This is a genomic window from Streptomyces sp. NPDC028711 (genome assembly GCF_055565415.1).
This window is the reverse complement of the sequence record NZ_JBVHUJ010000007.1, coordinates 97,629-121,785: the sequence shown is the minus strand read 5'-3', so window position 1 is coordinate 121,785 and position 24,157 is coordinate 97,629. Positions and strand designations below refer to the sequence as shown.

The following is a 24,157-nucleotide window of genomic DNA, read 5'->3' as shown; positions in this document are numbered from 1 at the left end:
TGCCGTTCCCGTGTTCCTGACGGTCCGTCAAGATAGAACAGGTTCTAGGGGAAGGGAATGGGTGGTACCAGGGCTTCGTCAGCGGTCGAAATCCAACTCCACGTCCGGGGTGACCGGATGGGACTGGCAGGCCAGCACGTATCCGGCTTCCGTCTCGTCCGGTTCCAGCGCGAAGTTGCGGTCCATCCGCACCTCTCCGCCGACGAGGAAGGCACGGCAGGTGCCGCACACTCCGCCCTTGCAGGCGTACGGGGCGTCCGCGCGGGCGCGGAGCACCGTGTCGAGGAGTGTCTCGCCCCGGTCGACCGGCCAGCTGCCGGACCGGCCGTGCAGGGTCGCCGTCAGGGTGGCGTGCGCGGGGGTGTCGCCCGCCGGCACCGGGGCGGGTGCGGAGCCGTCGTCGACGTGGAAGATCTCCTGGTGGATACGGCCACGGTCGACCCCGAGGCCGCGCAGCGCGCGCTCGGCGCCCTGGACGAGCCCGAAGGGGCCGCACAGGAACCAGCCGTCGATGGTGTCGACCGGCAGCAGCGCGGGCAGCAGCTCGGCGAGCCGCTCACGGTCGAGACGGCCGGACGGCAGGCCCGCCTGCTGCTCCTCCCGGGAGAGCACGGTGACCAGCTGGAAGCGGTCGGGGTAGCGGTCCTTCAGGTCGGCGACCTCGTCGAGGAACATCGTGGACGAGGCGGTGCGGTCGCTCCGGATCAGGCAGAACCGGGCCTCCGGCTCGCGGGCGAGCAGGGTGGCCGCGATCGACAGGACCGGGGTGATGCCGCTGCCGCCGACGACGGCCGCGAAGTGACCGGGGCGCGGGGTGAGCGTGAAGCGGCCCATCGGCTCCATGACCTCGACGAGGTCGCCGACGGCCAGTTCCTTGAGCGCGTACGTCGAGAACGAGCCGCCGTCGACGAGCCGGATGCCGACGCGCAGCACGGGGGGCTCGCCGGCCGGGGTGGCGGGGGCGCAGATCGAGTACGTGCGCCGGATCTCCTCGCCCCGCTCGCCCGCGCGGCGCAGGGCGAGGTGCTGGCCGGGGAGGTGCCGGTACGTCTCGTGGAGTTCGGGCGGGACGGCGAAGGTGACGGCGACGGAGTCGTCCGTGAGCCGCTCGACCTCGCTCACCCGGAGCGGATGGAACCCGGCCCGTCCGGCGGCGCCTGAGGACACCATCTACAACTCCTTGAAGTGGTCGAACGGTTCGCGGCAGGCGGTGCAGCGGCGCAGGGCCTTGCACGCGGTCGAGGAGAAGCGGCTCAGGAGCTCGGTGTCGGTGGAGCCGCAGTGGGGGCAGCGGATCGCGAGGGTCAGCGGCACCGGGCCGCCGGCAGGGCCGGGGCCCTGTGGGCGCGGCGGGGCGACGCCGAACTCGGCGAGTTTGCGGCGTCCTTCCTCGGTGATGTCGTCGGTGGACCAGGCGGGGGCGAGGACCGTGATGACGGAGACGTCGGGCACTCCGTGCTCGTGGAGGGCGCGCTCGATGTCCGAGGACATGGCTTCGACGGCGGGGCAGCCCGTGTATGTCGGGGTGAGGGCGACCTCCACCCGGCCGGGGCCGGTGACCTGGACGCCCCGCAGTACTCCGAGCTCCGCCAGGGTGAGGACGGGCAGCTCGGGGTCGAGGACGGCGCCGGCGATCCGGCTCAGCTCCTCCTCCAGGGCGGTCATGGTCACCATGACGCCCCCGGGTGGCTGCGGTGCAGGTGCTGCATCTCGGCGAGCATGCGGCCGAAGGACTCGGTGTGCAGTCCCTGCCGGCCGGCCCCCGCGGCCCAGGCGCCGGTGCGCGGTCCCTCGGGCACGGTGAGCGTGGCCCTGGCGAGGACGTCCGTCACCGAGGCCAGCCAGGCGCTCTCCATGGCCGCGTGGTCCACGTCGAGGCCCTCGACGGGCTGGAACAGCTCGCCCGTGTACCGCCAGAGGGCATCGCAGGCCCGACGCATCCGCTCGTGGCTCTCGGGGGTGCCGTCGCCGAGCCGCAGGGTCCAGTGCTCGGCGTGGTCCTGGTGGTAGGCGACCTCCTTGACGGCCTTGGCCGCGAGACCGGCGAAGGGGCCGTCCCCGGCGGCCAGCTGCCCGTACAGGAGGCGCTGGTAGGTGGAGAAGTACAGCTGCCGGGCGATGGTGTGGGCGAAGTCGCCGTTCGGCTGCTCGACCAGCTGGACGTTCCGGAAGGAACGCTCCTCGCGCAGGTACGCCAGTTCGTCCTCGTCGCCGACGAGCGAGAGGAGGATCCGGGCCTGGCCGAGGAGGTCGAGCGCGATGTTCGCCAGGGCGACCTCCTCCTCAAGGACGGGGGCGGAGCCGGCCCACTCCCCCAGGCGGTGGGAGAGGACGAGTGCGTCGTCGCCGAGGGCGAGTGCGGCGCCGGTGAGCTGGGCGCCCTCGCGGGTGTCGGGGGTGCTCACAGGTGCTTCACCCCCTCCGGGATCTCGTAGAACGTCGGGTGGCGGTAGGGCTTGTCGGCGGCCGGCTCGAAGAAGGGGTCCTTCTCGTCGGGCGAGGAGGCGGTGATCTCCGCGGAGGGCACGACCCAGATCGACACGCCTTCGCTCCGGCGGGTGTACAGGTCGCGGGCGTTGCGCAGGGCCATCTCCGCGTCGGGCGCGTGGAGACTGCCCGCGTGGGTGTGGGACAGTCCGCGGCGGGAGCGCACGAACACCTCCCACAGCGGCCAACCGTCGCTCGTCATGCCTGTGCCTCCCCGTTCTTGCCGGTGTTCCTGTGCTTCTCCGCGTGGGCGGCCGCGGCTTCTCTGACCCAGGCGCCGTCCTCGTGGGCCTGGCGCCGTCGGCTGAGCCGCTGGTCGTTGCAGGGGCCGTTGCCCTTGAGGACGTCCCAGAACTCGGTCCAGTCGATCGGGCCGAAGTCGTAGTGCCCGCGCTCCTCGTTCCACCGGAGGTCGGGGTCGGGGAGGGTGAGTCCGAGGGCCTCGGCCTGCGGCACGGCGATGTCGACGAAGCGCTGCCGCAGCTCGTCGTTGGTATGGCGCTTGATCTTCCAGGCCATCGCCTGGGCGGTGTGGGTCGACTCGTCGTCCGGCGGGCCGAACATCATCAGGGAGGGCCACCACCAGCGGTCCACCGCGTCCTGCGCCATGGCGTGCTGGGCCTCGGTGCCCCGGGAGAGGGCGAGCAGCGCCTCGTACCCCTGGCGCTGGTGGAAGGACTCCTCCTTGCAGACCCGGACCATCGCGCGGGCGTACGGCCCGTAGGAGCAGCGGCAGAGCGGGACCTGGTTGGTGATCGCGGCTCCGTCCACCAGCCAGCCGATGGCGCCGACGTCGGCCCAGGTCAGCGTCGGGTAGTTGAAGATCGAGGAGTACTTCTGGCGGCCGGCGTGGAGCTTGTCGAGCAGCTCGTCGCGGCTGGTGCCGAGGGTCTCCGCCGCGCTGTACAGATACAGGCCGTGGCCGGCCTCGTCCTGGACCTTGGCCATGAGGATCGCCTTGCGCCGCAGCGAGGGCGCGCGGGTGATCCAGTTCGCCTCCGGCTGCATGCCGATGATCTCGGAGTGGGCGTGCTGCGCGATCTGCCGGACGAGCGAGGCCCGGTAGGCCTCGGGCATCCAGTCGCGCGGCTCGATCCGCTCGTCGGCGGCCACGGCGGCGTCGAACACGGCCTCGTACGCGGCCTGCTCCGCCGCCACGGCCGTGTCCGACACGCCGGACACGCCCGTGGTCGCTGCCGTCCCTGCCGTCACTGCGGTCATCAGACCCCCTACCGACCGATCGTTCGGTTGAATGACTTCAATGGTGAGTCGACGGCCCGTATGGTGTCAACCCTGTGGATAACCGGGGTGGGCCGAACGGGAGCGGGACGGGATGGACGCGTACGTCGAGAAGGGCGCCGCCGACGTGGACGAGAACCGTCCGGAGACCCCCGCGAACCCCCCGGCCGGGGGCCCGGACACCGCACCCGCGGCGCACCGCGCGGCCCACGGGATCATGGCCCTTTCCCTGCCCTACCAGGTCGTCCTCGCCGTGGCGCTCGCCGTCGCCGGGGTGTTCGCCTGCGCCCACCTGGCGATGGTGTTCCTGCACGTGGCGCCGTCCAACACGGTGACCAAACGGCACGGCCAGGCCGTCGACGACTGGGTCTATCCCGAGTTCGAACAGAACTGGAAGCTCTTCGCGCCCAACCCGCTCCAGCAGAACACCGCCGTCGAGGTCCGCGCCGAGCTCGCCACCCCCGGCGGCGGCCTCCGCACCACCGACTGGATCGGCCTCACCGCCCAGGACGCCGAGGCCATCCGCCACAACCCGATGCCCAGCCACGCCCAGCAGAACGAGCTCCGCCGGGCCATCGACTTCTACCTCAACTCGCACTCCGACGAGGACCGCCCCAACGGGATGCGCGGCCGCCTCTCGGAGGAGTACATGCGCCGGATCGCGATGCTCCGCCTCGACGCCCTGCCCGCCCTCGTAGGCCCCGACGGCCGGCCGATCGCCGGCGAGGTGCGGCGCGTCCAGCTCCGCACCGTCACCACGCCCGTCGCCGCGCCCCGGTGGAGCTTCGAGAAGACCGACACGGACCCCTCCTACCGCGACTTCCCGTGGTGGCCGGTCACCGCCGCCGACCTGCCCGCCGGAGCGGACCTGCCGACCGCGGCCGACCCGCCCGCGGGAGCCGACCGCTCCGCCGGAGCCGACCGAAGCCGCACGGAGGCGGGCCGATGACCACCCCCAAGCCCCTCACGCCTCCCACGGCACCCGGCACGCGCGCGCGTACCCGCGAGCCCCTCGACCGCCGGCTCGCCCGCGCCGTCCAGACCGTCACGAGCCGCTCCCTCGGCCCGTACCAGAGCGCGATCGTGCGGATCGGCGTCGCGCTGACCTGGCTGGTCTTCCTGCTGCGCGAGCTGCCGCACCGGCACGAGCTGTACGGCCCCGACAGCCCCTGGTCCTGGGAGATGGCCCGTCGGCTGATCGCCGACAACCGGTCCTTCACCGCCCTCATGTGGTCCGACGGCCGGCTCTGGTTCGAGCTCGTCTACGGGCTCGCCGTGCTCTCCGCCGTGCTGCTCCTGGTCGGCTGGCGCACCCGGGCCGTCTCGGTGGTCTTCATGGCCGGGGTGCTCTCGCTGCAGAACCGGTCCGTCTTCGTGGGCGACGGCGGCGACAACGTCCTCCACCTCGCCGCGATCTACCTCGTGCTCACCCGCTGCTCCCAGGTGTGGTCCCTCGACGCCCGCCGGGCGGCCCGTGACGCCCGTGCCACCCACGCGGGCCGGCCGCTGCGCGAGGACCTCGTCGGCCCGCTGCTGTGGATCGTGCTCGGCGGCTTCCTCCTCGCCACGACCTGGTTCAGCGAGGTCACCGGCGAGTGGTGGCTGCCCGTACTGCTGTGGGTGCTGTGGCTCGGGAACGGCCTGTGGTGGCTGGTCTGCCGGTACGCGCCGGGGGAGCCGCGCACCCTGCTCGACGCCCTCGCCCACCTCGCGCACAACGGCGCCCTCTTCGTGATCATGGCGGAGGTCTGTCTGATCTACGCCACGGCCGGCTGGTACAAGATCCAGGGCTCGCGCTGGCAGGACGGCACCGCGCTGTACTACCCGCTGCACCTCGACTACTTCACGCCGTGGCCCGCCCTCTCCGATCTGCTCGCCGGCAGCGGCGTCATGGTGCTGCTGCTGACCTACGGCACGGTGATCGTGCAGGTCGCCTTCCCCTTCACGCTCTTCCACCGCAAGGTCAAGAACGTCCTGCTCGTCGTGATGATGCTGGAGCACGCGGGCATCGCGGTGATCCTCGGGCTTCCGGTCTTCTCGCTCGCGATGATCTCCGCCGACGCCGTGTTCCTGCCGACACCGTTCCTGGTGGCGCTCGGCGCGTGGGTCGTGCGGGGCAGGGACCGGCTGCTGCGGCGGGCGCCCGTCGAGAAGCTGCCCGAGCAGCGCCGTACGGGTGAGGAGCAGGACCCCCGTACCCTCGTCGGGTGAGCACCACCAGGACCACTGACGAGAAGCCCGGAGACGGGACCGGAGCGGAGGCCGCCGAGCCGGTCCAGTACGACGAGGGCTTCGGCGCCGAGATCGGCGTCGGGCCGCACCCGGAGCCGTGGCCCGAGGGCGAGCGGTACGACCCCGAGCTGCTTGCCGGCGGCGACCGGCGCAACGTCGTCGACCGCTACCGGTACTGGACGCGGGAGGCGGTCGTCGCCGACCTGGACACCCGCCGCCATGACTTCCATGTGGCCGTGGAGAACTGGGGCCACGACTTCAACATCGGTTCGGTGGTGCGGACCGCCAACGCCTTCCTGGCGAAGGAGGTCCACATCGTGGGCCGACGGCGCTGGAACCGGCGCGGCGCCATGGTCACCGACCGCTATCAGCACGTCCGGCACCATCCCGACACCGAGTCGCTGACCTCGTGGGCGGCGGCCGAGGGCATCCCCGTCATCGGGATCGACAACCTGCCGGGCGCCGTGCCGCTGGAGCGGACCGTGCTGCCCCGCCGCTGTGTGCTGCTTTTCGGGCAGGAGGGCCCGGGACTCACCGAGGAGGCCCGCGCCCATGTGGAGATGGTCTGCTCGATCGCCCAGTTCGGCTCGACCCGCTCCATCAACGCGGGTGCGGCCGCTGCCATCGCCATGCACGCGTGGGTACAGCGCTACGCGGAGATCGAGAGCCCCTGAGGCGGCGTGGAGGCCCCCCCGGGGGTGTCTTGCCCCAGGGGCCTCCACGCGCGCGTCGTCAGGCCTGGCGGCGGACCTCCACCACCCGGAAGCGGTTGGCGACGAAGGCGCCGTCGCACAGGGCCGCGTTCGCCGCCGGGTTGCCGCCGGAGCCGTGGAAGTCGGAGAACGCGGCGGTCTGGTTCACGTACACCCCGCCCGTGAGGTTCAGCGAGAGCTGGGCCGACTCCTCCAGGCAGACCTCCTCGACCGCGCGCTCGGTCTCCGCCGAGGTCGTGTAGGCCCCGACCGTCATGGCGCCCTTCTCGCGGACCGTGCGCCGCAGCAGCTCCAGGGCCTCGTCGGTGGAGTCCACCGAGACGGCGAAGGAGACCGGGCCGAAGCACTCCGAGAAGTACGCGGCCTGCGCGTCGGGCTTGGAGCCGTCCAGCTTCACGATGACCGGCGTACGGACCACGGCGTCCGGGTACTCCGGGTTCGTCACCTCGCGGGAGGCGAGCGCCACCTCGCCGAGAGCCGCTGCGGCCTCGAGACGCGCCTTCACGTCGGGGTTGACCAGGGCGCCCAGGATGCCGTTCGCCCGGGCGTCGTCGCCGAGCAGGCCGCCGACCGCCGCCGCGAGGTCCGCGACGACCTCGTCGTACGACTTGGGGCCCTGGTCGGTGGTGATGCCGTCGCGGGGGATCAGGAGGTTCTGCGGGGTGGTGCACATCTGGCCGCTGTACAGGGACAGCGAGAACGCCAGGTTGCCGAGCATGCCCTTGTAGTCGTCGGTGGAGTCCACCACGACCGTGTTGACGCCGGCCTTCTCGGTGTACACCTGGGCCTGCCGGGCGTTGGCCTCGAGCCAGTCGCCGAACTCGGTGGAGCCGGTGTAGTCGATGATCCGGACCTCGGGGCGCACGGCCAGGGTCTTGGCGATGCCCTCGCCCGGCCGCTCGACGGCGAGCGCGACCAGGTTCGGGTCGAAGCCGGTCTCGGCGAGCACCTCGCGGGCGACGCGGACGGTGAGCGCGAGCGGCAGCACCGCGCGCGGGTGCGGCTTGACCAGGACCGGGTTGCCGGTGGCGAGGGAGGCGAACAGGCCCGGGTAGCCGTTCCACGTGGGGAAGGTGTTGCAGCCGATCATCAGGGCGATGCCGCGGCCGACCGGCGTGAACTCCTTGCTCAGCTCCAGGGGGTCGCGCTTGCCCTGCGGCTTGGACCAGTCGGCCCGTCCGGCGGGGGTGCGGGTCTGCTCCGCGTACGCGTAGGCGACGGCTTCGAGGCCGCGGTCCTGCGCGTGCGGGCCGCCGGCCTGGAACGCCATCATGAACGCCTGCCCGCTGGTGTGCATCACGGCATGGGCGAACTCATGGGTGCGGGCGGAGATCCGGGCGAGGATCTCCAGGCAGACCAGGGCGCGGGTCTCGGCCCCGGCGTCGCGCCAGGCGGCCGTCCCGGCGCGCATCGCGGGCAGCAGGACGTCGATGTCGGCGTGCGGGTACTCGATGCCGAGGGACGGGCCGTACGGCGAGGTCTCGCCGCCGGTCCAGCCGTCCGTGCCGGGCTGGTCGAGCTCGAAGCGGGTGTTCAGCACCGCCTGGTGGGCGGCGAGGCCCGCCGCCGCGTCGAGCGAGCCGTCCGCCCCGTAGGCCTTCGGGTGCTCGGGGTGCGGCGACCAGTAGGCACGGGTGCGGATGGTGTCGAGCGCCTGGTCGAGCGTGGACCGGTGCTTCTCGGCCAGACGGTCGGTGGTCAGCAGAGCGGTGGCCATGGATGGACCAACTCCTCGTCGAGCTGGGCAGGGAGACGCGTACGGAGTTAGAGTAACCGAACGATCGGTCGGGACAAGGGGGTCCGTCGATCCTGTGGAAAACCCATCGGGGAGGATCACCCCTATGAGCGCCAACGTGACCGTCAGGGGGAGCGACGACGTGACCGCCAATGAGGCCGCCGCGGCGGAAGCCGGGCAGACCGTGGGACAGGACCGCACCATCGCCGTCGTCGGCACGGGGACCATGGGGCAGGGCATCGCCCAGGTCGCCCTCGTCGCAGGGCACCCCGTCCGCCTCTACGACAGCGCCCCCGGCCGCGCCGGGGAGGCCGTGGCCGCCCTCACGGCCCGCCTCGACCGGCTCGTCGAGAAGGGACGGCTCGACGCCACCGCGCGCGAGGCCGCCGTCGGGCGGCTGCACGCGGCCGAGGAGCTCGACGAGCTCGCGGACGCGGCGCTCGTCATCGAGGCGATCGTCGAACGGCTCCCCGTCAAGCAGCAGCTCTTCGCCGACCTGGAGAAGATCGTCGGCGACGACACCCTCCTCGCCACCAACACCTCCTCCCTCTCCGTCACCGCCATCGCCGGGGGGCTGCGGCTGCCCGGCCGGTTCGTCGGACTGCACTTCTTCAACCCGGCACCCCTGCTCCCCCTCGTCGAGGTCGTCAGCGGCTTCGCCACCGACCCGGACGTCGCCACGCGCGCGTACGAGACGATGAAGGGCTGGGGCAAGACGCCCGTGCGCTGCGCGGACACCCCCGGCTTCATCGTGAACCGGGTCGCGCGCCCCTTCTACGCCGAGGCGCTGAGGGTCTACGAGGAGGGCGCGGCCGATCCGGCCACGATCGACGCCGCTCTGCGCGAATGCGGTGGGTTCCGCATGGGCCCCTTCGAGCTGACCGACCTGATCGGCCAGGACGTGAACGAGGCCGTCACCCGCTCCGTGTGGGAGTCCTTCTACCAGGACCCGAAGTTCACGCCCTCGCTCGCGCAGCGCCGGCTCGTGGAGTCGGGACGGCTCGGCCGCAAGACGGGCCAGGGCTGGTTCTCGTACGCGGAGGGGGCGGAGCGGCCGGAGCCGCACACGGCGGCGCCGGCGAAGGCGCCCGAGCGGATCACCGTCCGGGGCGACCTCGGACCCGCCGAGTCCTTGGTGGGGCTCTTCGAGGCGGCCGGGATCGCGGTCCGGCGCAAGAAGGGCGACGGTTGCGTCGAGCTGCCGAGCGGCGGCGAGCTCAACCTCGCGGACGGCGAGACGTCCTTCGAGTACCAGAAGGACGACATCGTCTACTTCGACCTCGCGCTCGACTACACGGCCGCGAGCCGGATCGTGCTGTCGGCCCGCGAGGACATCGATCCCGACGTCCTCGCCGAGGCGGTCGGTCTCTTCCAGGCGCTCGGTAAGCGGGTCTCCGTGATCGGGGACGTGCCCGGCATGATCGTGGCCCGTACGGTCGCGATGCTGGCCGACCTGGCCGCCGATGCCGTCGACCGGGGCGTCGCCACCGCCGAGGACGTGGACACCGCCATGCGGCTCGGGGTCAATTACCCGGCGGGACCGCTGGAGTGGGCCGGAAAGGTGGGCCACGCGCGCGTACGGGAGCTGCTGGACGCGATGCACGAGCGCTGCCCCACGGGGCGGTACGCGCCCAGCCTGGCCACCGCACGCCGGGCCTTCGTCGAGAACGCCCAGGACGCGGAGGACTCCCGATGACCACCGCGAAGCGCGACACCTACACCCCCGAGACGCTGCTCTCGGTCGCCGTGCGGGTCTTCAACGAGCGCGGCTACGACGGCACCTCCATGGAGCACCTCTCCAAGGCGGCCGGGATCTCCAAGTCGTCGATCTACCACCATGTGTCCGGCAAGGAGGAGCTGCTGCGGCGGGCGGTCAGCCGGGCGCTCGACGGGCTCTTCGCGATCCTCGACGAGCCGGGCGCCGTGCGCGGCCGGGCCGTCGAGCGGGTCGAGTACGTCACGCGGCGGACCGTCGAGGTGCTGATAGCGGAGCTGCCGTACGTGACGCTGCTGCTCCGGGTGCGGGGCAACACGTCCACCGAGCGGTGGGCCATGGAGCGGCGGCGCGAGTTCGACCACAAGGTGGCCGAGCTGCTCAGGGCCGCTGCCGACGAGGGCGACCTAAGGGCCGATGTGGACATCCGGCTCGCGACCCGGCTCCTCTTCGGCATGATCAACTCGCTTGTGGAGTGGTACCGGCCGCATCCGGACGCGACGGCGGAGCGGGAGCAGCTCGCCGAGACCGTCGCGCATCTGGCCTTCGACGGGCTGCGGACGGCTCGCTGAGGGGCCCGGGCCCCCGGTCGCGGGTTCAGGTTCCTTCGGCGGGCTGGGGACGGCCCGCTCAGGGCCGTCCGGCGCCGGGCCGGGTCAGCCGCGTGGGTCGGTGTTCAGGTCCGTCTCCTCGAAGACAAGCAGCGTGCGCGTCGACAGCACCTCGGGGATCGCCTGGAGCCGGGTCAGCACCAGTTCCCGCAGCGTCCGGTTGTCCGGCGTGTGGACCAGCAGCAGGACGTCGAAATCGCCGCTGACCAGGGCGATGTGCGTGGCGCCCGGCAGCGTCTTGAGCTGCTCGCGGACCGTGCGCCAGGAATTCTGGACGATCTTGAGCGTGATGTAGGCGGAGGCGCCGTGGCCCGCCCGCTCGTGGTTGACCCGGGCGCTGAAACCGCGGATCACCCCGTCGTCGATGAGCCGGTTGATGCGCGCGTACGCGTTGGCCCGGGAGACGTGCACCCGTTCGGCCACGGAGCGTACCGAGGCGCGTCCGTCCGTTTGCAGCAACCGCAGGATGTCCCGGTCGATCGCGTCCAGCGGGCGTGCCGGCGGTGCGCCCGTCGGCACTCCGACCGGCGCGCTCAGAGCCTCACCCGGCACCTCGCTCTCCGTCCCGCCGAGGGCGCCACCCGCCTCGGCGCCCGTCTCGTCGCCCGGAATCCCGCTCCGGTCGACGGCCATTTGTTCATCCGCCATGTCCCCCCGCCTCTCTCCGGTGGACGACCTGCACATATCCCAGGCTGTGGAGAACCGTTTGTCCACAGGCTGGAGGTGCCTGTAGCCAAAATGCCTCCACGACCGAACAATCGGTAGGTGAGGCGCGCCACACTCGCGCCACCCGCCTTCGGGTCTTATGCCCGCTCCCACGAGGAGGTGGACTCGTTGCAACAGCGCAGTTCGACAGTCCAAGAGCCGCCCGGTGCCGTCCCCACCCACCGGCCCACCCCGTCGCCGGCGTGGCAGCCGCGCACCGACCCCGCCCCGCTGCTGCCCGACGCCGAGCCGCTGCGCGTGCTCGGCACGGACGCCGTGGCCGACGCCGACCCCGCGCTGCTGCTCCGGCTCTACGCGGAACTGATCCGCGGCCGCCGGTACAACACGCAGGCCACCGCCCTCACCAAGCAGGGCCGGCTCGCCGTGTACCCGTCCACCACCGGCCAGGAGGCGTGCGAGATCGCCGCCGCCCTCGCCCTGGAGGAAAGGGACTGGCTCTTCCCCTCGTACCGCGACACGCTCGCGGCCGTCGCCCGGGGCCTCGACCCCGTCCAGGCGCTGACCCTGCTGCGCGGCGACTGGCACACCGGTTACGACCCGCACGAGCACCGCATCGCGCCGCTCTGCACCCCGCTCGCCACCCAGCTGCCGCACGCGGTGGGTCTCGCCCACGCCGCCCGGCTCAAGGGCGACGACGTGGTCGCCCTCGCCATGGTCGGCGACGGCGGCACCAGCGAGGGCGACTTCCACGAGGCGCTGAACTTCGCGGCCGTCTGGCAGGCCCCCGTGGTCTTCCTCGTGCAGAACAACGGTTTCGCGATCTCCGTGCCGCTCGCCAAGCAGACCGCCGCCCCCTCCCTCGCCCACAAGGCCGTCGGATACGGGATGCCGGGCCGGCTCGTCGACGGCAACGACGCGGTCGCCGTCCACCAGGTGCTGACCGAGGCCGTGGCCCGCGCCCGGCGCGGCGGCGGTCCGACCCTCGTCGAGGCGATCACGTACCGGATCGACGCCCACACCAACGCCGACGACGCCACGCGCTACCGCGCGGCCGGCGAGGTCGAGGCCTGGCGGGCGCACGACCCGATCCTGATCCTCGAACGGGAACTGACCGAGCGCGGCCTGCTCGACGAGGACGGCAGGCGCGCGGCGGCGGAGGCCGCCGAGACGATGGCAGCGGAGCTGCGCGAGCGGATGAACGCCGACCCGGTGCTCGACCCGATGGACCTCTTCGCCCACGTGTACGCGGAGCAGACCACACAGCTGCGCGAACAGGCGGCGCAGCTGCGCGCCGAGCTCGAAGCCGAGGGTGAGGCGTGATGACGACGGCGACGACCGGACCCACGGCGGACAGGACCGCCGGAAAGGCCGGGAAGGCCAAGCCCGCCACCATGGCGCAGGCGCTCCAGCGCGCCATGCGCGACGCGATGGCGGAGGACCCGACCGTCCATGTGATGGGTGAGGACGTCGGCACACTCGGCGGCGTCTTCCGCGTCACCGACGGGCTCGCCAAGGAGTTCGGCGAGGACCGCTGCACCGACACCCCGCTGGCCGAGGCCGGCATCCTCGGCGCCGCCGTCGGCATGGCCATGTACGGCCTGCGACCGGTCGTCGAGATGCAGTTCGACGCGTTCGCCTACCCGGCGTTCGAGCAGCTGATCTCCCATGTGGCGAAGATGCGGAACCGGACGCGCGGCGCGATGCCGATGCCGATCGTCATCCGCGTCCCGTACGGCGGAGGGATCGGCGGCGTCGAGCACCACAGCGACTCCTCCGAGGCCTACTACACGGCCACCCCCGGCCTCCACGTCGTCACCCCGGCCACCGTCGAGGACGCCTACGGGCTGCTGCGCGCGGCCATCGCCTCCGACGACCCGGTGGTCTTCCTGGAGCCCAAGCGGCTCTACTGGTCCAAGTCCGACTGGTCCCCCGAGGCACCCGCGCCCGTGGAGCCGATCGGCAAGGCCGTCGTACGGCGGCGGGGCACCGGCGCCACCCTGATCACCTACGGCCCCTCCCTGCCGGTCTGTCTGGAGGCGGCGGAGGCCGCGCAGGCCGAGGGCTGGGACCTGGAGGTCGTCGACCTGCGCTCACTCGTGCCCTTCGACGACGAGACCGTCTGCGCCTCGGTGCGGCGCACCGGCCGCGCGGTCGTGGTCCACGAGTCGACCGGATTCGGCGGCCCCGGCGCGGAGATCGCCGCGCGGGTCACCGAGCGCTGCTTCCACCACCTGGAGGCTCCGGTGCTCAGGGTCGCCGGCTTCGACATCCCGTACCCGCCGCCGATGCTGGAGCGGCACCATCTGCCGGGCGTGGACCGGGTCCTGGACGCGGTGGCGCGACTGCAGTGGGAGGCGGGAAGCTGATGGCCCAGGTGCTCGAGTTCAAGCTGCCCGACCTCGGTGAGGGACTCACCGAGGCGGAGATCGTCCGCTGGCTGGTCGGCGTCGGTGACGTCGTCGCCGTCGACCAGCCGGTCGTCGAGGTCGAGACGGCCAAGGCCATGGTCGAGGTGCCCTGCCCGTACGGCGGTGTCGTCACCGCCCGGTTCGGCGAGGAGGGCACCGAACTTCCCGTCGGCGCGCCGCTTCTGACGGTCGCGGTGGGCGGCACGGGGGCGCCGGAGACCGCCGCTCCTCGCGCCTCCGAGGAGACCGGGTCCGCCGCGGCGTCCGAGCAGTCGGGGAACGTGCTCGTCGGGTACGGCACGGCGGAGCCCGCCGCCCGCCGTCGACGGGTGCGGCACGAGAGCCCGGCGGCGGCAGGGAAGGCCGCGCCCGCCGCTGCCCCTGCCCCGGCGCCCGTCCCCGCCCCGGCGCCCGCCGCTGCCCCGGCTCCTGCGGTCGCTCCGGTGCCCGTCGCCGTGGCTGCCGGAGGGCACGAGGGCCCGGTGCCGGTCATCTCGCCGCTCGTGCGGAAGCTGGCCAGGGACCGGGGGCTCGACCTGCGCGAGGTGCGTGGATCGGGGCCCGAGGGGCTGATCCTGCGGGCCGATGTGGAGCTGGCCCTCGCGGCCGTCGAGCGTGCGGCCGCCGCACCGGCGCCCGCGCCCGCCGCCGTCCCGGCGGTCGCCGCCGCGGCCGGTGAGCGGGTTCCGCTGCGCGGTGTCCGCGGCGCCGTGGCGGACAAGCTGTCCCGCAGCCGTACGGAGATTCCGGACGCGACCTGCTGGGTCGACGCCGACGCCACCGAGCTGATGGCCGCACGCGCGGCGATGAACGCGGCGGGAGGTCCGAAGATCTCGCTGCTCGCGCTCCTCGCCAGGATCTGCGTCCACGCCCTCGCCCGGTTCCCCGAGCTCAACTCCACCGTGGACACCGCCGCCAGGGAGATCGTCCGGCTGCCGGCCGTGCATCTCGGCTTCGCGGCCCAGACCCCGCGCGGCCTCGTCGTCCCCGTGGTCAAGGACGCGGGGAACCGCACCGCCGAGTCGCTGACGGCGGAGTTCGCCCGGCTGACGGAGGCCGCCCGGGAGTCGGCGCTGACCCCGGCGGACCTGACGGGTGGCACGTTCACCCTGAACAACTACGGGGTGTTCGGGGTCGACGGCTCCACGCCGATCATCAACCACCCCGAGGCCGCGATGCTCGGCGTCGGCCGGATCATCCCCAAGCCCTGGGTGCACCAGGGCGAGCTGGCCGTCCGTCAGGTGGTGCAACTCTCGCTCACCTTCGACCACCGTGTCTGCGACGGCGGCACGGCGGGCGGCTTCCTGCGGTACGTGGCGGACTGCGTGGAGCAGCCCGCGGTCCTGCTCCGCACGCTCTGACGGCCCACGTCGGACCGGGCCGCCCTGGGGCGGCGGCCCGGGGCGCTGGGGAGGGGCCGGCCGATCCTGGGCGCCGCGCTCCTGCGGCGGCTCTCGGGAGGGACTGGGGCGCCGCCCTCGCGCGGCGGCCTGGGGCGGCTCTTGGGAGGGGCCGGGCGCCCGCCCATGGGCCGTCCCTTGGTCAGCCCCGGGGAGAGGCGTCGCTCCGGCCCCTTCCGTCTCTCCAGTGGGACCGGCCGGGCGGCCGTCGACCCGGGCGCTCCATACTGCTGGGGTGACCACCGCCTATGACGCCGTCGTACTCGCCGGGGGCGCCGCCCGGCGCCTCGGCGGTTCCGACAAGCCCGCGGTACGAGTCGGGGGGAGGCCCCTTCTCGACCGGGTCCTCGCCGCCTGCCCCGACGCCGGCCTGACCGTCGTCGTCGGCGATCCGCGCCCGACGGTCCGTCCCGTCCGCTGGACCCGGGAGGAGCCGCCCGGCGGAGGGCCGGTGGCCGCCCTCGACGCCGGGGCCCGGGAGACGGAGGCCGCCGTCCTCCTCGTCCTCTCCGCCGATCTTCCCTTCCTGGACCGGGACACCGTCCGGAACCTCATGGCGGCGCTCGACGGGGACCCGGCGGCGGAGGTCGCCCTCCTCGTCGACGCCGGGGGAAGGGACCAGCCGCTCGTCGCCGCGTATCGCGCTGGACCGCTGCGACGCGAGCTGCGCCGACTCGCGCAGGACCACCGGGGCCTCGCCCACCTGCCGTTGCGCCACCTCACGCACGTGCTCCGCGCCGTCCGGGTCGCCGCGGGCCCCCTCGCCTCCTTCGACTGCGACACCTGGGAGGACATCGCCACGGCCCGGGCCCGCATCAGGGAGCATGGGACCGTGCTGGATGAATGGATCACCGCAGTCAAGGACGAACTGGGTATCGAGCTGGACGTCGACACCGGCGTACTGCTCGACCTGGCACGTGACGCCGCCCATGGAGTGGCCCGCCCCGCCGCGCCCCTGACCACCTTCCTGGTCGGATACGCGGCGGCACGCGCCGAGGGCGGTCCGGAGGCGGTCGCCGAGGCCGCCCGCAAGGCCGCCGCGCTGGCCCAGCGCTGGGCCGCCGAGCAGGACGAGGCCGGATGAACCTGAAGGAGCCCGCCCCGGTGCCCCCGCGCACCGCCACCGACGCGGGCGCCGGGCAGCCGCACCGGGCCACCGCCTGGCCCGAGGCGCGAGCCGCCGCGGTCCGCGCCGGGGTCTCCGCACGGGCCGGCCGGGCTCCCCTCGGCGTTCCGCTCGGCCAGGCCCTCGGCCAGGTCCTGGCCGAGCCGCTCCTGGCACTCACCGACCTGCCGCCCTTCGACACCTCCGCCATGGACGGCTGGGCGGTCGCGGGTCCCGGGCCCTGGACCGTACGCGAGGACGGCGCCGTGCTCGCCGGGCAGACGCCCGCGGCCGTGTCCGCCCCCGGGGAGGCCGTACGGATCGCCACCGGCGCCCGCGTCCCCTCCGGGACCACCGCCGTCGTCCGTACCGAACACTCCCGGACCGAGCAGGCAGGCGCGGGCGCCGCCGGGGCCACCCTGCTGTACGCCCTGCGGGACGTGGTGCCCGGCCAGGACATCCGGCCCCGGGGTCAGGAGTGCCGCTCGGGCGACGAGCTGCTGCCGGCGGGCACCACCGTGACCCCCGCCGTGCTGGGCCTCGCGGCCGCAGCCGGATACGACGAGCTGCCCGTGCCATCCCGTCCCCGGGTGGAGATCCTGGTTCTCGGCGACGAGCTGCTCACGGCCGGCCTCCCCCACGAGGGGCTCATCCGTGACGCCCTCGGTCCGATGCTCGGCCCCTGGCTGACGGCGCTCGGCGCCGAAGTCCTCGCCACGCGCCGGATCGGCGACGACGCCGAGGAGCTGTACGCCGCCGTCACCGGCTCCGCCGCCGACCTCGTCGTCACCACCGGGGGCACCGCCGCCGGACCGGTGGACCACGTCCACGGGGTGCTCGACAAGGCCGGAGCGACCCTCCTGGTCGACGGGGTGAAGGTCCGGCCGGGCCACCCGATGCTGCTCGCCCGCCTCGACGCCGAGCCCATCCCGGGCCGACCCGTCCGGCATCTGGTCGGGCTCCCCGGCAACCCCCTCGCGGCTGTCTCCGGCCTCCTCACCCTCGCCGAGCCGCTCCTCGCGGCCCTCGGGGACCTCACGGCCCTCACAGGAGCCGAAACGCAGCCCCTCACCCGCGTCCCCGTCCAGGACGAGATCCCCGGGCACCCGCACGACACGCGGCTCGTCCCGGTCGTCCGCAGGGGGGGACGGGCCGTACCCCTGCGCTACAACGGACCGGCCATGCTGCGGGGCATCGCCGTGGCGGACGGGCTTGTCGTCGTGCCTCCCGGCGGCGCACAGCCCGGCCAGGAGCTGGATGTCCTCGGCCTTCCCTGGCCGACCGAGGCGGGGGCCGTACCGGCCCAAGGAGCGTGTTTCACGTGAAACTTCCCAGTCGTGACGTGATGGCCCGCCACGCGGACGAGAAACTCTCCGGCCCCCGGGTCACCCTGCCCCGCCGGGAGGTCGAGCGGCCGCTGCTCCAGGTCGGCAAGCGGCTGCTCATGGCGCTCGGCGTGCTCGCCCTAACAGTCCTCATCGTCTACGTCGACCGTGAGGGCTACCACGACAACGCCGATGAGACGCTCGACTTCCTCGACTGCGCCTACTACGCGACCGTGACGCTCTCCACCACCGGATACGGCGACATCGTCCCGTACAGCGACACGGCTCGGCTCGCCAACATCCTGCTGGTCACGCCCCTGCGCGTGCTTTTTCTGATCATCCTGGTCGGCACCACCCTCGAGGTCCTCACGGAGCGGACCCGCGAGGAGTTCCGGCTGAACCGCTGGAGGTCCACCTTGCGCGACCACACCGTCATCGTCGGCTTCGGCACCAAGGGGCGGTCCGCCATCCAGACCCTCTGTTCCACCGGTCTGAGCAAGGAACAGATCGTCATCGTCGATCCGTCCAGCAAGGTGATCGAGACGGCGAACGCGGACGGGTTCGTCGGCGTCATCGGCGACGCGACCCGCAGCGACGTGCTGCTCCGCGCCGAGGTGCAGCGGGCCCGGCAGATCGTCATCGCCACCCAGCGCGACGACACGGCCGTCCTGGTCACCCTCACGGCCCGCCAGCTCAACCGGGGCGCGAAGATCGTCGCCGCCGTCCGCGAGGAGGAGAACGCGCCGCTGCTGCGCCAGTCCGGCGCGGACGCCGTCATCACCAGCGCCAGCGCCGCCGGGCGCCTGCTCGGCCTCTCCGTGCTCAGCCCCAGCGCCGGCACGGTCATGGAGGACCTGATCCAGCAGGGCTCCGGCCTCGACCTGGTGGAGCGCCCGGTGACCAAGAGCGAGGTCGGCAAGAGCCCGCGCGAGACCGGCGACCTGGTGGTGAGCGTGCTCCGCGGCCACCGCCTGATCGGTTACGACGACCCCGCGGCCAACCCGCTCCAGCTCACCGACCGGGTGATCACCATCGTGCGCGCCGCGCCGGTCACCCCGCTCAGCACGCCGCGCGAGGACTGAGCGGGGAGCACCCGGCCTCCGGGACGGCGGCGGGAGTAGCCTCGCCGCCATGTATGCGATCACGATTCCGGAACCCGGCGGTCCCGAGGCCCTCGTCTGGGCCGAAGTGCCCGATCCCGTACCCGGCGAGGGCGAGGTTCTCGTCGAGGTGGTGGCGAGCGCGGTCAACCGCGCCGATCTGCTCCAGCGCCGGGGCTTCTACGACCCGCCGCTGGGCACCTCTCCGTACCCGGGCCTCGAGTGTTCGGGCCGGATCGCCGCGCTCGGACCTGGGGTGTCCGGCTGGGCCGTCGGCGACGAGGTGTGCGCGCTGCTCGTGGGTGGCGGTTACGCGGAGAAGGTCGTCGTCCCGGCCGGCCAGCTGCTCCCGGTGCCGGAGGGCGTCGACCTGGTCACGGCCGCCGCGCTCCCCGAGGTCGCCTGCACGGTCTGGTCCAACGTCTTCATGATCGCGCACCTGCGGCCGGGCGAGACGCTGCTCGTGCACGGTGGCGCGAGCGGCATCGGCACGATGGCCATCCAGCTCGCGAAGGCGGTCGGGGCACGGGTCGCGGTCACCGCCGGAGGCCCCGAGAAGCTGGCGCGCTGCGCCGAACTGGGCGCCGACGTCCTGATCGACTACCGCGAGCAGGACTTCGTCGAGGAGCTGCACAAGGCGACCGACGGGGCGGGCGCGGACGTCATCCTGGACATCGTCGGGGCCAAGTACCTGGAGCGGAACGTGAAGGCGCTGGCCATGAACGGCCGGCTTGTCGTCATCGGTCTCCAGGGCGGCGTGAAGGCGGAGCTGAACCTCCGGGCGCTGCTCGCGAAGCGCGCCGCCGTCATGGCGACCACGCTGCGATCCCGCCCGGTGGAGGAGAAGGCGGCGATCGTCGCCGCCGTACGGGAGCACGTCTGGCCGCTGTTCGGCGCGGGCACGGTCCGGCCGGTCGTCGACTGTACGGTGCCGTTGAAGGACGCCGCCGAGGGCCACCGCGCGCTGGAGTCCGGCAGCCACGTCGGCAAGGTGATCCTGCTCGCACCCCAGGACTGACATACCTGCGCCTCCGCCTGACGAACGCACGGAGAAGGGGCCCGGCACACTGTGCCTGGCCCCTTCTCCGTCTTCCCCGAGGCCTACAGGTACGGCCCCGAGCGGACCGCGTGGCCGGGGCCGCGGTCGTCGTCGTCCTCGTCGTGGGACGCACCCGGCGGGAGCGCCCTGCGCATCTGCTCCAGCTGCGCGCGGGCCGCCATCTGCTGGGCGAACAGCGCGGTCTGGATGCCGTGGAACAGCCCCTCCAGCCAGCCCACGAGCTGGGCCTGCGCGATGCGCAGCTCCGCCTCGGAGGGGATCGCCTCGTCCGTGAACGGCAGGGAGAGACGCTCCAGTTCCTCGACCAGCTCAGGGGCGAGCCCGTCCTCCAGTTCCTTCACGGAGCTGGCGTGGATGTCCTTGAGCCTCACCCGGCTGGCCTCGTCGAGAGGTGCCGCGCGTACTTCCTCCAGGAGCTGCTTGATCATGCTGCCGATCCGCATGACCTTCGCAGGCTGCTCGACCATTTCCGTCACCGGGACCTCGCGGGGTTCGTCGTCGCCCTGAGCGCCGCCGAGCGCCATCCCGTCCTGTCCCACGATGAGGACCTGGGGGCTCTCCTGCGACCTGTCATTCCTCGGCATCTCCATGCCGCCATTCTCTCGTACACACACGTCACCACGGGGTGTGCCCCCGCACGAGGGTGATCCACCCTCGTACGGGGGCACAGGACGGCAACGAAGACCGTCAGGTCGCCTCGCGCCGGGCCAGCGCGCCGCGCGAGCGGGTCACCAGGGCGGCGAGCAGCGCGGCGCCCAGCGGTACGGCGACGAGCAGGCCCGCGAGGGTCTCCCAGGGGATGACGATCGGGACGTACGGCAGGTCCGAGGCAGTGCTCCAGCCCTGGGCGACGGACTCCTCGTGGATGCGCATCATCTGGCGCTCCTCGGTGAGCCGTAGGCCCATCGCGGGCAGCAGTCCCGCCGCCGAGCCGAGGATCACGCCCATCGCGGCGACGACTCCGCACTGGAAGCCGCTGAGCGTGCGGCGGACGCGGGGCGGGGCGCCCACGGCGGCGAGCGTCTTCAGATCGGCCTCGGCGTCGGCCTGGGCGAGGCCGGTGGCGATACCGGCGGCGCCGATGGTGACGAGGCCCGCGAAGATGGAGAGCGCGAGCAGGATGATGCTGCTGTCGTTGACGAAACCTTCCTCCACCTGCAGGTCGACGTTGCTGCCGAGCTTGGTGAGCTCACTGTCGAGTTTCTGCCGCTGCTCGCTCTCCGGCAGATGGTCGGTGGAGACGTACACGCCAAGGGGCACGGTGGAGAGCCCGGCGGCCTTGGCGGTGGCCGGGGTCATGAGGGCTTCGAGGCCGTAGGACTTCGGGCTGCCGGGCACGCGGTAGGCAGGGATGGAGCTGACCTTGCCGGGCGCGGGACGGCCCGCCTCGGCGGCCTTGTCGGCGGCGGCGATGTCGGTGACCTGGCGGATCCCGATGGTGCCGTTCTTGTCGACCTGGGCACGGCTGAAGGAGACGATCTTCCCCTCGGCGAGGGCCTTCACGGCTCCCGCGTCCTCGATGCCGAAGATCTTGAGGAGCTTGGCGTCGCCGACCAGCAGACCGCCGTCGGTGTAGACGCCGTGGCCGTTCGACGACTGCGCGCAGCGCCAGTCCTCGGTGAGCATCTTCCGCCGCTGCTCGGGCGTGAACCGCTCCGAGGGGTCACCACCGCCGGGGACCGCCACGTACATGGGGCATTCGTTCGCCGGGGGAATGACGACCTCGTAGCGGCCGCAGCCCTCGCCGCCGCCCCACAGCGGGCAGCTCGGCTTGCCGACCGAGACGCGCTCGACATCGGCGCGGACGTCGACGGGCAGGAAACGCTGGACCGCCTCGCGGACCGCGGGGACGTCCCGGCCGCCTTCCTCCATGACGAAGGCGGAGACGGCCCCGTGGGGCAGCTGGGCCTGGTACTCGGCCTTGTTCTGGGCCTCGCTGCTGGCCATGAACGTGGCGACGGCGACGCTGCCCGCGACGGCGGCGAGGACGGCGGCGACGGCGGGTGCCGTACGGCCCCGGTTGCGCACGGCGTCCCGCAGCGCGAGCCGCGGCGACAGCGGCAGCCAGCGCCCGGCCCGGCCGAACAGGCCGACCAGGGCGGGGGTCATGGCGACGACACCCAGCTCGGCGATGGCCGAGCCGCCCGCCACGATGATGAACTGCTGGCTGACCATGGAGCCGAAGAGCGCGATGGCGCCGCCGACCACGACGGCCCCGAGGCCGATGAGGGGCAGCACCCGGCTGCTGCGGCGGACTCCGCGGCGGCCGGTGAGCGAGGCGAGGACGGTCTGCCGGGAGGCGGTGACGGCCGGCACGATCGCGGCGAGCAGACCGGTGAGCACGGCGAGCATCGCGATGCCGAGGATTTCGAGCGGCCGGACGTCGAAGGCGCCGAACCGCTGGCCCATGGTCTCTTCGAGGACCGGCTGGAGTGCCAGGGTGAGGACCAGGGCGAGGACCGTGCCGGTGACGGCAGCGGCGATACCGATGACCAGGCCGCCGCTCAGCACGATGGCACGAATGTGGCTGCGGGCACCGCCGTTGGCTCCGACGAGACCGAGCTGGCGACGGGAGCGGCGGGCGCCGACCGCGAAGGCCGGGCCGGCGAGCAGGCAGATCTCCAGCATCGCCAGGCCGACGACGGTGCCGACGGCGGCGAGTTCGGCGGCGTTCGCCGCCGGGCCGCTGTTGAAGTTGCCCCAGCCTTCCTTCTGGAAGAGCGGGACCTCGGAGTCGGCAGGCGGGTCGAGGAGCACGGCACGCGAGGCGACGACCACGCCCTTGGCGTTGAGCTCCTTCACCGTGTTCCACGTGAAACCACCGGACTTGCGCACCAGATACGTGGTGGATGCTTCGGAGGCGGTCAGACCAGCCTTCTCGGCGGCCTTCGCGTACGGAGCGAGGAACGCCCCGGGCAGCGCGTTGACCTGGTCGGTCTTGAGTGAGTCAGGAAGTTCGTACGAGCCGACGATCCGGTACGGACGGTCGAAGTTGCGGGCGGAAAGAGTCGAACCGACCGTCAGACCACTGGTCTCCAGGAAGTGAGAGGTCGCCATGACCTCGTCGTTCCGCTGCGGGAACCGCCCCTCAAGGAGCGTCATGATGCCGCGGGCGACCGGATCGGCAGCCTTGAGCTCACGGACCTCGGTCATGAGGAGACCGTGGGTCGTCGTCACCTTGGCGGAGCCGATGCTGTCCGTGAGGACCGTGGACCCCGCCGGAACGATCTTGGCGACGTCGGTGGGCCCGCTCGGCCACATCGCGGCCCCGTAGTCCTTGGCCGGCGTGTTGAACTCGCCGGTCGGGTCCTGGAAGATCGGCACCCCGCCGTAGCCGGGGTCTCTGAACTGGGCGTCGGCGGCGCCCATCGAGCGGTCCGCCTGCTCGGTCGGGGACAACTCGGAGCTGCGGAAGGTCAGATCGAGGGCGCTGACACCCAGGATCGGCAGGGCGATCATGGCCAGGACGAGGGCGCTGCGGCCCTTGGAACGCCAGGCGTCACGACGGGCGATGCGGATCGCGGCCCGCCAGGAGTGGAACCAGGTCTTCACGCCTCAGCCACCTGGCCCGACAGCAGGGAATCGGCCTCGCTGCGCACGGTCTGGTCGACTATGGCGCCGTCGCGCAGGAACACGACACGGTCGGCCCAGGCGGCGAACCGCGGCTCGTGGGTGACGAGCACACCGGCGGCACCCGCGTCGCAGCGGGCGCGGAGGAGAGCGAGCACGGACTCGCCGGTCTCGGAGTCGAGGGCGCCGGTCGGCTCGTCGGCGAGGACGAGCCGGCGGTCGCCGACCAGGGCGCGGGCGATGGCGACCCGCTGCTGCTGCCCGCCGGACATCTCGTCGGGGAAGCGGTCGGCGAGGTGGCCGAGACCCATCTCCTCCAGTGCCTTGAGGGCCTCTGCACGCGCCTTGCGGGCCGAGGTGCCGTCCAGCTCACGGGGCAGGGCCACGTTCTCGGCGGCGGTGAGCGCCGGGATGAGGTTGTAGTCCTGGAAGACGTAGCCGACGCTGCGGCGGCGCAGGGCCGCGAGCTCCTTGGGGCCGGCGGAGGTGATGTCGGTGTCCTCGACGATCACCCGGCCCGAGGTGGGGGTGTCGAGGCCGCCCGCGATGGTCAGGAGCGTGGACTTGCCGGAGCCGGACGGGCCCATGACGGCGACGAGTTCACCCGGGTACACGGCGAGGTCGATGCCCCGCAGGGCGTGGACCTCGGTGGCACCCGCGCCATGGACGCGGGTCAGGTTCTGGAGTTGCAGCACGGGCTGCGGTGCGGACATGAGGGGTCCCCCCTTGGACGTACACGGCGGTCGGCCGGGCACGGGAACGAGCGGTGGAAAGGTCGTGCGTCAGCGGTAC

Annotated in this window: 22 protein-coding genes; 12 read left to right on the top strand and 10 right to left on the bottom strand. The window is 72.8% G+C overall.

What is annotated here, in order from left to right; all coding sequences use genetic code 11:
• Window positions 1-78: 78 nt before the first annotated feature.
• The 5 genes from ACZ4VK_RS22475 to paaA are packed head-to-tail and all read right to left on the bottom strand — an operon-like array spanning window position 79 to window position 3,708.
• The gene (locus ACZ4VK_RS22475) at window positions 79-1,170 is read right to left on the bottom strand and encodes a 2Fe-2S iron-sulfur cluster-binding protein (RefSeq protein WP_468354641.1); all 1,092 of its coding nucleotides are present in this window, start codon (window positions 1,168-1,170) and stop codon (window positions 79-81) included.
• On the bottom strand, window positions 1,171-1,674 hold the full coding sequence (gene paaD, locus ACZ4VK_RS22470) for a 1,2-phenylacetyl-CoA epoxidase subunit PaaD (RefSeq protein WP_468354638.1): 504 nt from the start codon (window positions 1,672-1,674) through the stop codon (window positions 1,171-1,173).
• Complete coding sequence (paaC, locus tag ACZ4VK_RS22465; RefSeq protein ID WP_468354635.1) at window positions 1,668-2,405, bottom strand: 1,2-phenylacetyl-CoA epoxidase subunit PaaC; 738 nt, start codon at window positions 2,403-2,405, stop codon at window positions 1,668-1,670. The genes paaD and paaC overlap by 7 nt, the downstream gene beginning before the upstream one ends.
• Window positions 2,402-2,689, bottom strand: a complete 288-nt coding sequence (gene paaB, locus ACZ4VK_RS22460) for a 1,2-phenylacetyl-CoA epoxidase subunit PaaB (protein WP_055599070.1) — start codon at window positions 2,687-2,689, stop codon at window positions 2,402-2,404. The genes paaC and paaB overlap by 4 nt, the downstream gene beginning before the upstream one ends.
• Window positions 2,686-3,708, bottom strand: coding sequence for a 1,2-phenylacetyl-CoA epoxidase subunit PaaA (paaA, locus tag ACZ4VK_RS22455; protein WP_468354632.1), 1,023 nt, complete (start codon window positions 3,706-3,708; stop codon window positions 2,686-2,688). Before paaA ends, paaB begins: the two co-directional genes overlap by 4 nt.
• 112 nt (window positions 3,709-3,820) lie before the next feature.
• On the opposite strand from paaA, the gene ACZ4VK_RS22450 reads away from it, so the two are divergent.
• The 3 genes from ACZ4VK_RS22450 to ACZ4VK_RS22440 are packed head-to-tail and all read left to right on the top strand — an operon-like array spanning window position 3,821 to window position 6,632.
• Window positions 3,821-4,675, top strand: a complete 855-nt coding sequence (locus ACZ4VK_RS22450; protein WP_468354629.1) for a DUF5819 family protein — start codon at window positions 3,821-3,823, stop codon at window positions 4,673-4,675.
• The gene (locus ACZ4VK_RS22445) at window positions 4,672-5,937 is read left to right on the top strand and encodes an HTTM domain-containing protein (RefSeq protein WP_468354626.1); all 1,266 of its coding nucleotides are present in this window, start codon (window positions 4,672-4,674) and stop codon (window positions 5,935-5,937) included. Before ACZ4VK_RS22450 ends, ACZ4VK_RS22445 begins: the two co-directional genes overlap by 4 nt.
• Window positions 5,934-6,632 (top strand): TrmH family RNA methyltransferase, encoded by a 699-nt coding sequence (locus tag ACZ4VK_RS22440; RefSeq protein ID WP_468354623.1) that lies wholly within the window; start codon window positions 5,934-5,936, stop codon window positions 6,630-6,632. The genes ACZ4VK_RS22445 and ACZ4VK_RS22440 overlap by 4 nt, the downstream gene beginning before the upstream one ends.
• 58 nt (window positions 6,633-6,690) lie before the next feature.
• On the opposite strand, the gene paaN is transcribed toward ACZ4VK_RS22440, so the two are convergent.
• A complete protein-coding gene (paaN, locus tag ACZ4VK_RS22435; RefSeq protein WP_468354620.1) occupies window positions 6,691-8,388 on the bottom strand; it encodes a phenylacetic acid degradation protein PaaN in 1,698 nt (565 codons plus the stop codon).
• A gap of 124 nt (window positions 8,389-8,512) precedes the next feature.
• On the opposite strand from paaN, the gene ACZ4VK_RS22430 reads away from it, so the two are divergent.
• Window positions 8,513-10,102 carry a 3-hydroxyacyl-CoA dehydrogenase gene (locus tag ACZ4VK_RS22430; protein ID WP_468354617.1) on the top strand — a complete coding sequence of 530 codons (1,590 nt, stop codon included), beginning with the start codon at window positions 8,513-8,515 and terminating at the stop codon, window positions 10,100-10,102.
• Window positions 10,099-10,692 (top strand): TetR/AcrR family transcriptional regulator, encoded by a 594-nt coding sequence (locus ACZ4VK_RS22425; protein WP_389680223.1) that lies wholly within the window; start codon window positions 10,099-10,101, stop codon window positions 10,690-10,692. The genes ACZ4VK_RS22430 and ACZ4VK_RS22425 overlap by 4 nt, the downstream gene beginning before the upstream one ends.
• Before the next feature lie 84 nt (window positions 10,693-10,776).
• Here ACZ4VK_RS22425 and ACZ4VK_RS22420 read toward each other — a convergent pair whose 3' ends face one another.
• The gene (locus tag ACZ4VK_RS22420; RefSeq protein WP_468354613.1) at window positions 10,777-11,379 is read right to left on the bottom strand and encodes an Lrp/AsnC family transcriptional regulator; all 603 of its coding nucleotides are present in this window, start codon (window positions 11,377-11,379) and stop codon (window positions 10,777-10,779) included.
• A 177-nt stretch (window positions 11,380-11,556) separates the two neighbouring features.
• Between ACZ4VK_RS22420 and pdhA the strand changes: the two genes are divergently transcribed.
• From pdhA to ACZ4VK_RS22385, 7 genes are all read left to right on the top strand, one after another.
• Window positions 11,557-12,717: a pyruvate dehydrogenase (acetyl-transferring) E1 component subunit alpha gene (gene pdhA / locus ACZ4VK_RS22415; RefSeq protein ID WP_468354611.1), complete on the top strand. Its 1,161-nt coding sequence runs from the start codon at window positions 11,557-11,559 to the stop codon at window positions 12,715-12,717.
• Window positions 12,717-13,763: an alpha-ketoacid dehydrogenase subunit beta gene (locus ACZ4VK_RS22410; RefSeq protein WP_468354609.1), complete on the top strand. Its 1,047-nt coding sequence runs from the start codon at window positions 12,717-12,719 to the stop codon at window positions 13,761-13,763. Before pdhA ends, ACZ4VK_RS22410 begins: the two co-directional genes overlap by 1 nt.
• Entirely contained in the window at window positions 13,763-15,166 is a 1,404-nt protein-coding gene (locus ACZ4VK_RS22405) for a dihydrolipoamide acetyltransferase family protein (protein ID WP_468354606.1), read from the top strand. Before ACZ4VK_RS22410 ends, ACZ4VK_RS22405 begins: the two co-directional genes overlap by 1 nt.
• Before the next feature lie 274 nt (window positions 15,167-15,440).
• Window positions 15,441-16,289 (top strand): NTP transferase domain-containing protein, encoded by an 849-nt coding sequence (locus ACZ4VK_RS22400; protein WP_468354603.1) that lies wholly within the window; start codon window positions 15,441-15,443, stop codon window positions 16,287-16,289.
• Entirely contained in the window at window positions 16,286-17,635 is a 1,350-nt protein-coding gene (locus tag ACZ4VK_RS22395) for a molybdopterin molybdotransferase MoeA (RefSeq protein ID WP_468354600.1), read from the top strand. The genes ACZ4VK_RS22400 and ACZ4VK_RS22395 overlap by 4 nt, the downstream gene beginning before the upstream one ends.
• Window positions 17,636-17,655: 20 nt before the next feature.
• Window positions 17,656-18,717 carry a potassium channel family protein gene (locus ACZ4VK_RS22390; protein ID WP_468355320.1) on the top strand — a complete coding sequence of 354 codons (1,062 nt, stop codon included), beginning with the start codon at window positions 17,656-17,658 and terminating at the stop codon, window positions 18,715-18,717.
• A 49-nt stretch (window positions 18,718-18,766) separates the two neighbouring features.
• Window positions 18,767-19,753, top strand: coding sequence for an NAD(P)H-quinone oxidoreductase (locus ACZ4VK_RS22385; RefSeq protein WP_468354597.1), 987 nt, complete (start codon window positions 18,767-18,769; stop codon window positions 19,751-19,753).
• Between the two features lie 83 nt (window positions 19,754-19,836).
• Here the strand turns inward: ACZ4VK_RS22385 and ACZ4VK_RS22380 are convergent, their stop codons facing one another.
• The 3 genes from ACZ4VK_RS22380 to ACZ4VK_RS22370 form a co-directional block, all read right to left on the bottom strand.
• Window positions 19,837-20,385, bottom strand: coding sequence for a bacterial proteasome activator family protein (locus ACZ4VK_RS22380; RefSeq protein ID WP_468354594.1), 549 nt, complete (start codon window positions 20,383-20,385; stop codon window positions 19,837-19,839).
• 97 nt (window positions 20,386-20,482) lie between these two features.
• Window positions 20,483-23,347 (bottom strand): FtsX-like permease family protein, encoded by a 2,865-nt coding sequence (locus tag ACZ4VK_RS22375; RefSeq protein ID WP_468354591.1) that lies wholly within the window; start codon window positions 23,345-23,347, stop codon window positions 20,483-20,485.
• Window positions 23,344-24,078, bottom strand: a complete 735-nt coding sequence (locus ACZ4VK_RS22370; RefSeq protein ID WP_468354588.1) for an ABC transporter ATP-binding protein — start codon at window positions 24,076-24,078, stop codon at window positions 23,344-23,346. Before ACZ4VK_RS22370 ends, ACZ4VK_RS22375 begins: the two co-directional genes overlap by 4 nt.
• Window positions 24,079-24,157: the final 79 nt, after the last annotated feature.

What these genes read in the sequence shown, in the direction of transcription:
- ACZ4VK_RS22475 (WP_468354641.1), bottom strand. Translation starts at nt 1,170, where the DNA reads ATGGTGTCCTCAGGCGCCGCCGGACGGGCCGGGTTCCATCCGCTCCGG.
- paaD (WP_468354638.1), bottom strand. Translation starts at nt 1,674, where the DNA reads ATGGTGACCATGACCGCCCTGGAGGAGGAGCTGAGCCGGATCGCCGGC.
- paaB (WP_055599070.1), bottom strand. Translation starts at nt 2,689, where the DNA reads ATGACGAGCGACGGTTGGCCGCTGTGGGAGGTGTTCGTGCGCTCCCGC.
- paaA (WP_468354632.1), bottom strand. Translation starts at nt 3,708, where the DNA reads ATGACCGCAGTGACGGCAGGGACGGCAGCGACCACGGGCGTGTCCGGC.
- ACZ4VK_RS22450 (WP_468354629.1), top strand. Translation starts at nt 3,821, where the DNA reads ATGGACGCGTACGTCGAGAAGGGCGCCGCCGACGTGGACGAGAACCGT.
- ACZ4VK_RS22445 (WP_468354626.1), top strand. Translation starts at nt 4,672, where the DNA reads ATGACCACCCCCAAGCCCCTCACGCCTCCCACGGCACCCGGCACGCGC.
- paaN (WP_468354620.1), bottom strand. Translation starts at nt 8,388, where the DNA reads ATGGCCACCGCTCTGCTGACCACCGACCGTCTGGCCGAGAAGCACCGG.
- ACZ4VK_RS22430 (WP_468354617.1), top strand. Translation starts at nt 8,513, where the DNA reads ATGAGCGCCAACGTGACCGTCAGGGGGAGCGACGACGTGACCGCCAAT.
- ACZ4VK_RS22425 (WP_389680223.1), top strand. Translation starts at nt 10,099, where the DNA reads ATGACCACCGCGAAGCGCGACACCTACACCCCCGAGACGCTGCTCTCG.
- ACZ4VK_RS22420 (WP_468354613.1), bottom strand. Translation starts at nt 11,379, where the DNA reads ATGGCGGATGAACAAATGGCCGTCGACCGGAGCGGGATTCCGGGCGAC.
- ACZ4VK_RS22410 (WP_468354609.1), top strand. Translation starts at nt 12,717, where the DNA reads ATGACGACGGCGACGACCGGACCCACGGCGGACAGGACCGCCGGAAAG.
- ACZ4VK_RS22405 (WP_468354606.1), top strand. Translation starts at nt 13,763, where the DNA reads ATGGCCCAGGTGCTCGAGTTCAAGCTGCCCGACCTCGGTGAGGGACTC.
- ACZ4VK_RS22395 (WP_468354600.1), top strand. Translation starts at nt 16,286, where the DNA reads ATGAACCTGAAGGAGCCCGCCCCGGTGCCCCCGCGCACCGCCACCGAC.
- ACZ4VK_RS22390 (WP_468355320.1), top strand. Translation starts at nt 17,656, where the DNA reads ATGGCCCGCCACGCGGACGAGAAACTCTCCGGCCCCCGGGTCACCCTG.
- ACZ4VK_RS22385 (WP_468354597.1), top strand. Translation starts at nt 18,767, where the DNA reads ATGTATGCGATCACGATTCCGGAACCCGGCGGTCCCGAGGCCCTCGTC.
- ACZ4VK_RS22380 (WP_468354594.1), bottom strand. Translation starts at nt 20,385, where the DNA reads ATGGAGATGCCGAGGAATGACAGGTCGCAGGAGAGCCCCCAGGTCCTC.
- ACZ4VK_RS22370 (WP_468354588.1), bottom strand. Translation starts at nt 24,078, where the DNA reads ATGTCCGCACCGCAGCCCGTGCTGCAACTCCAGAACCTGACCCGCGTC.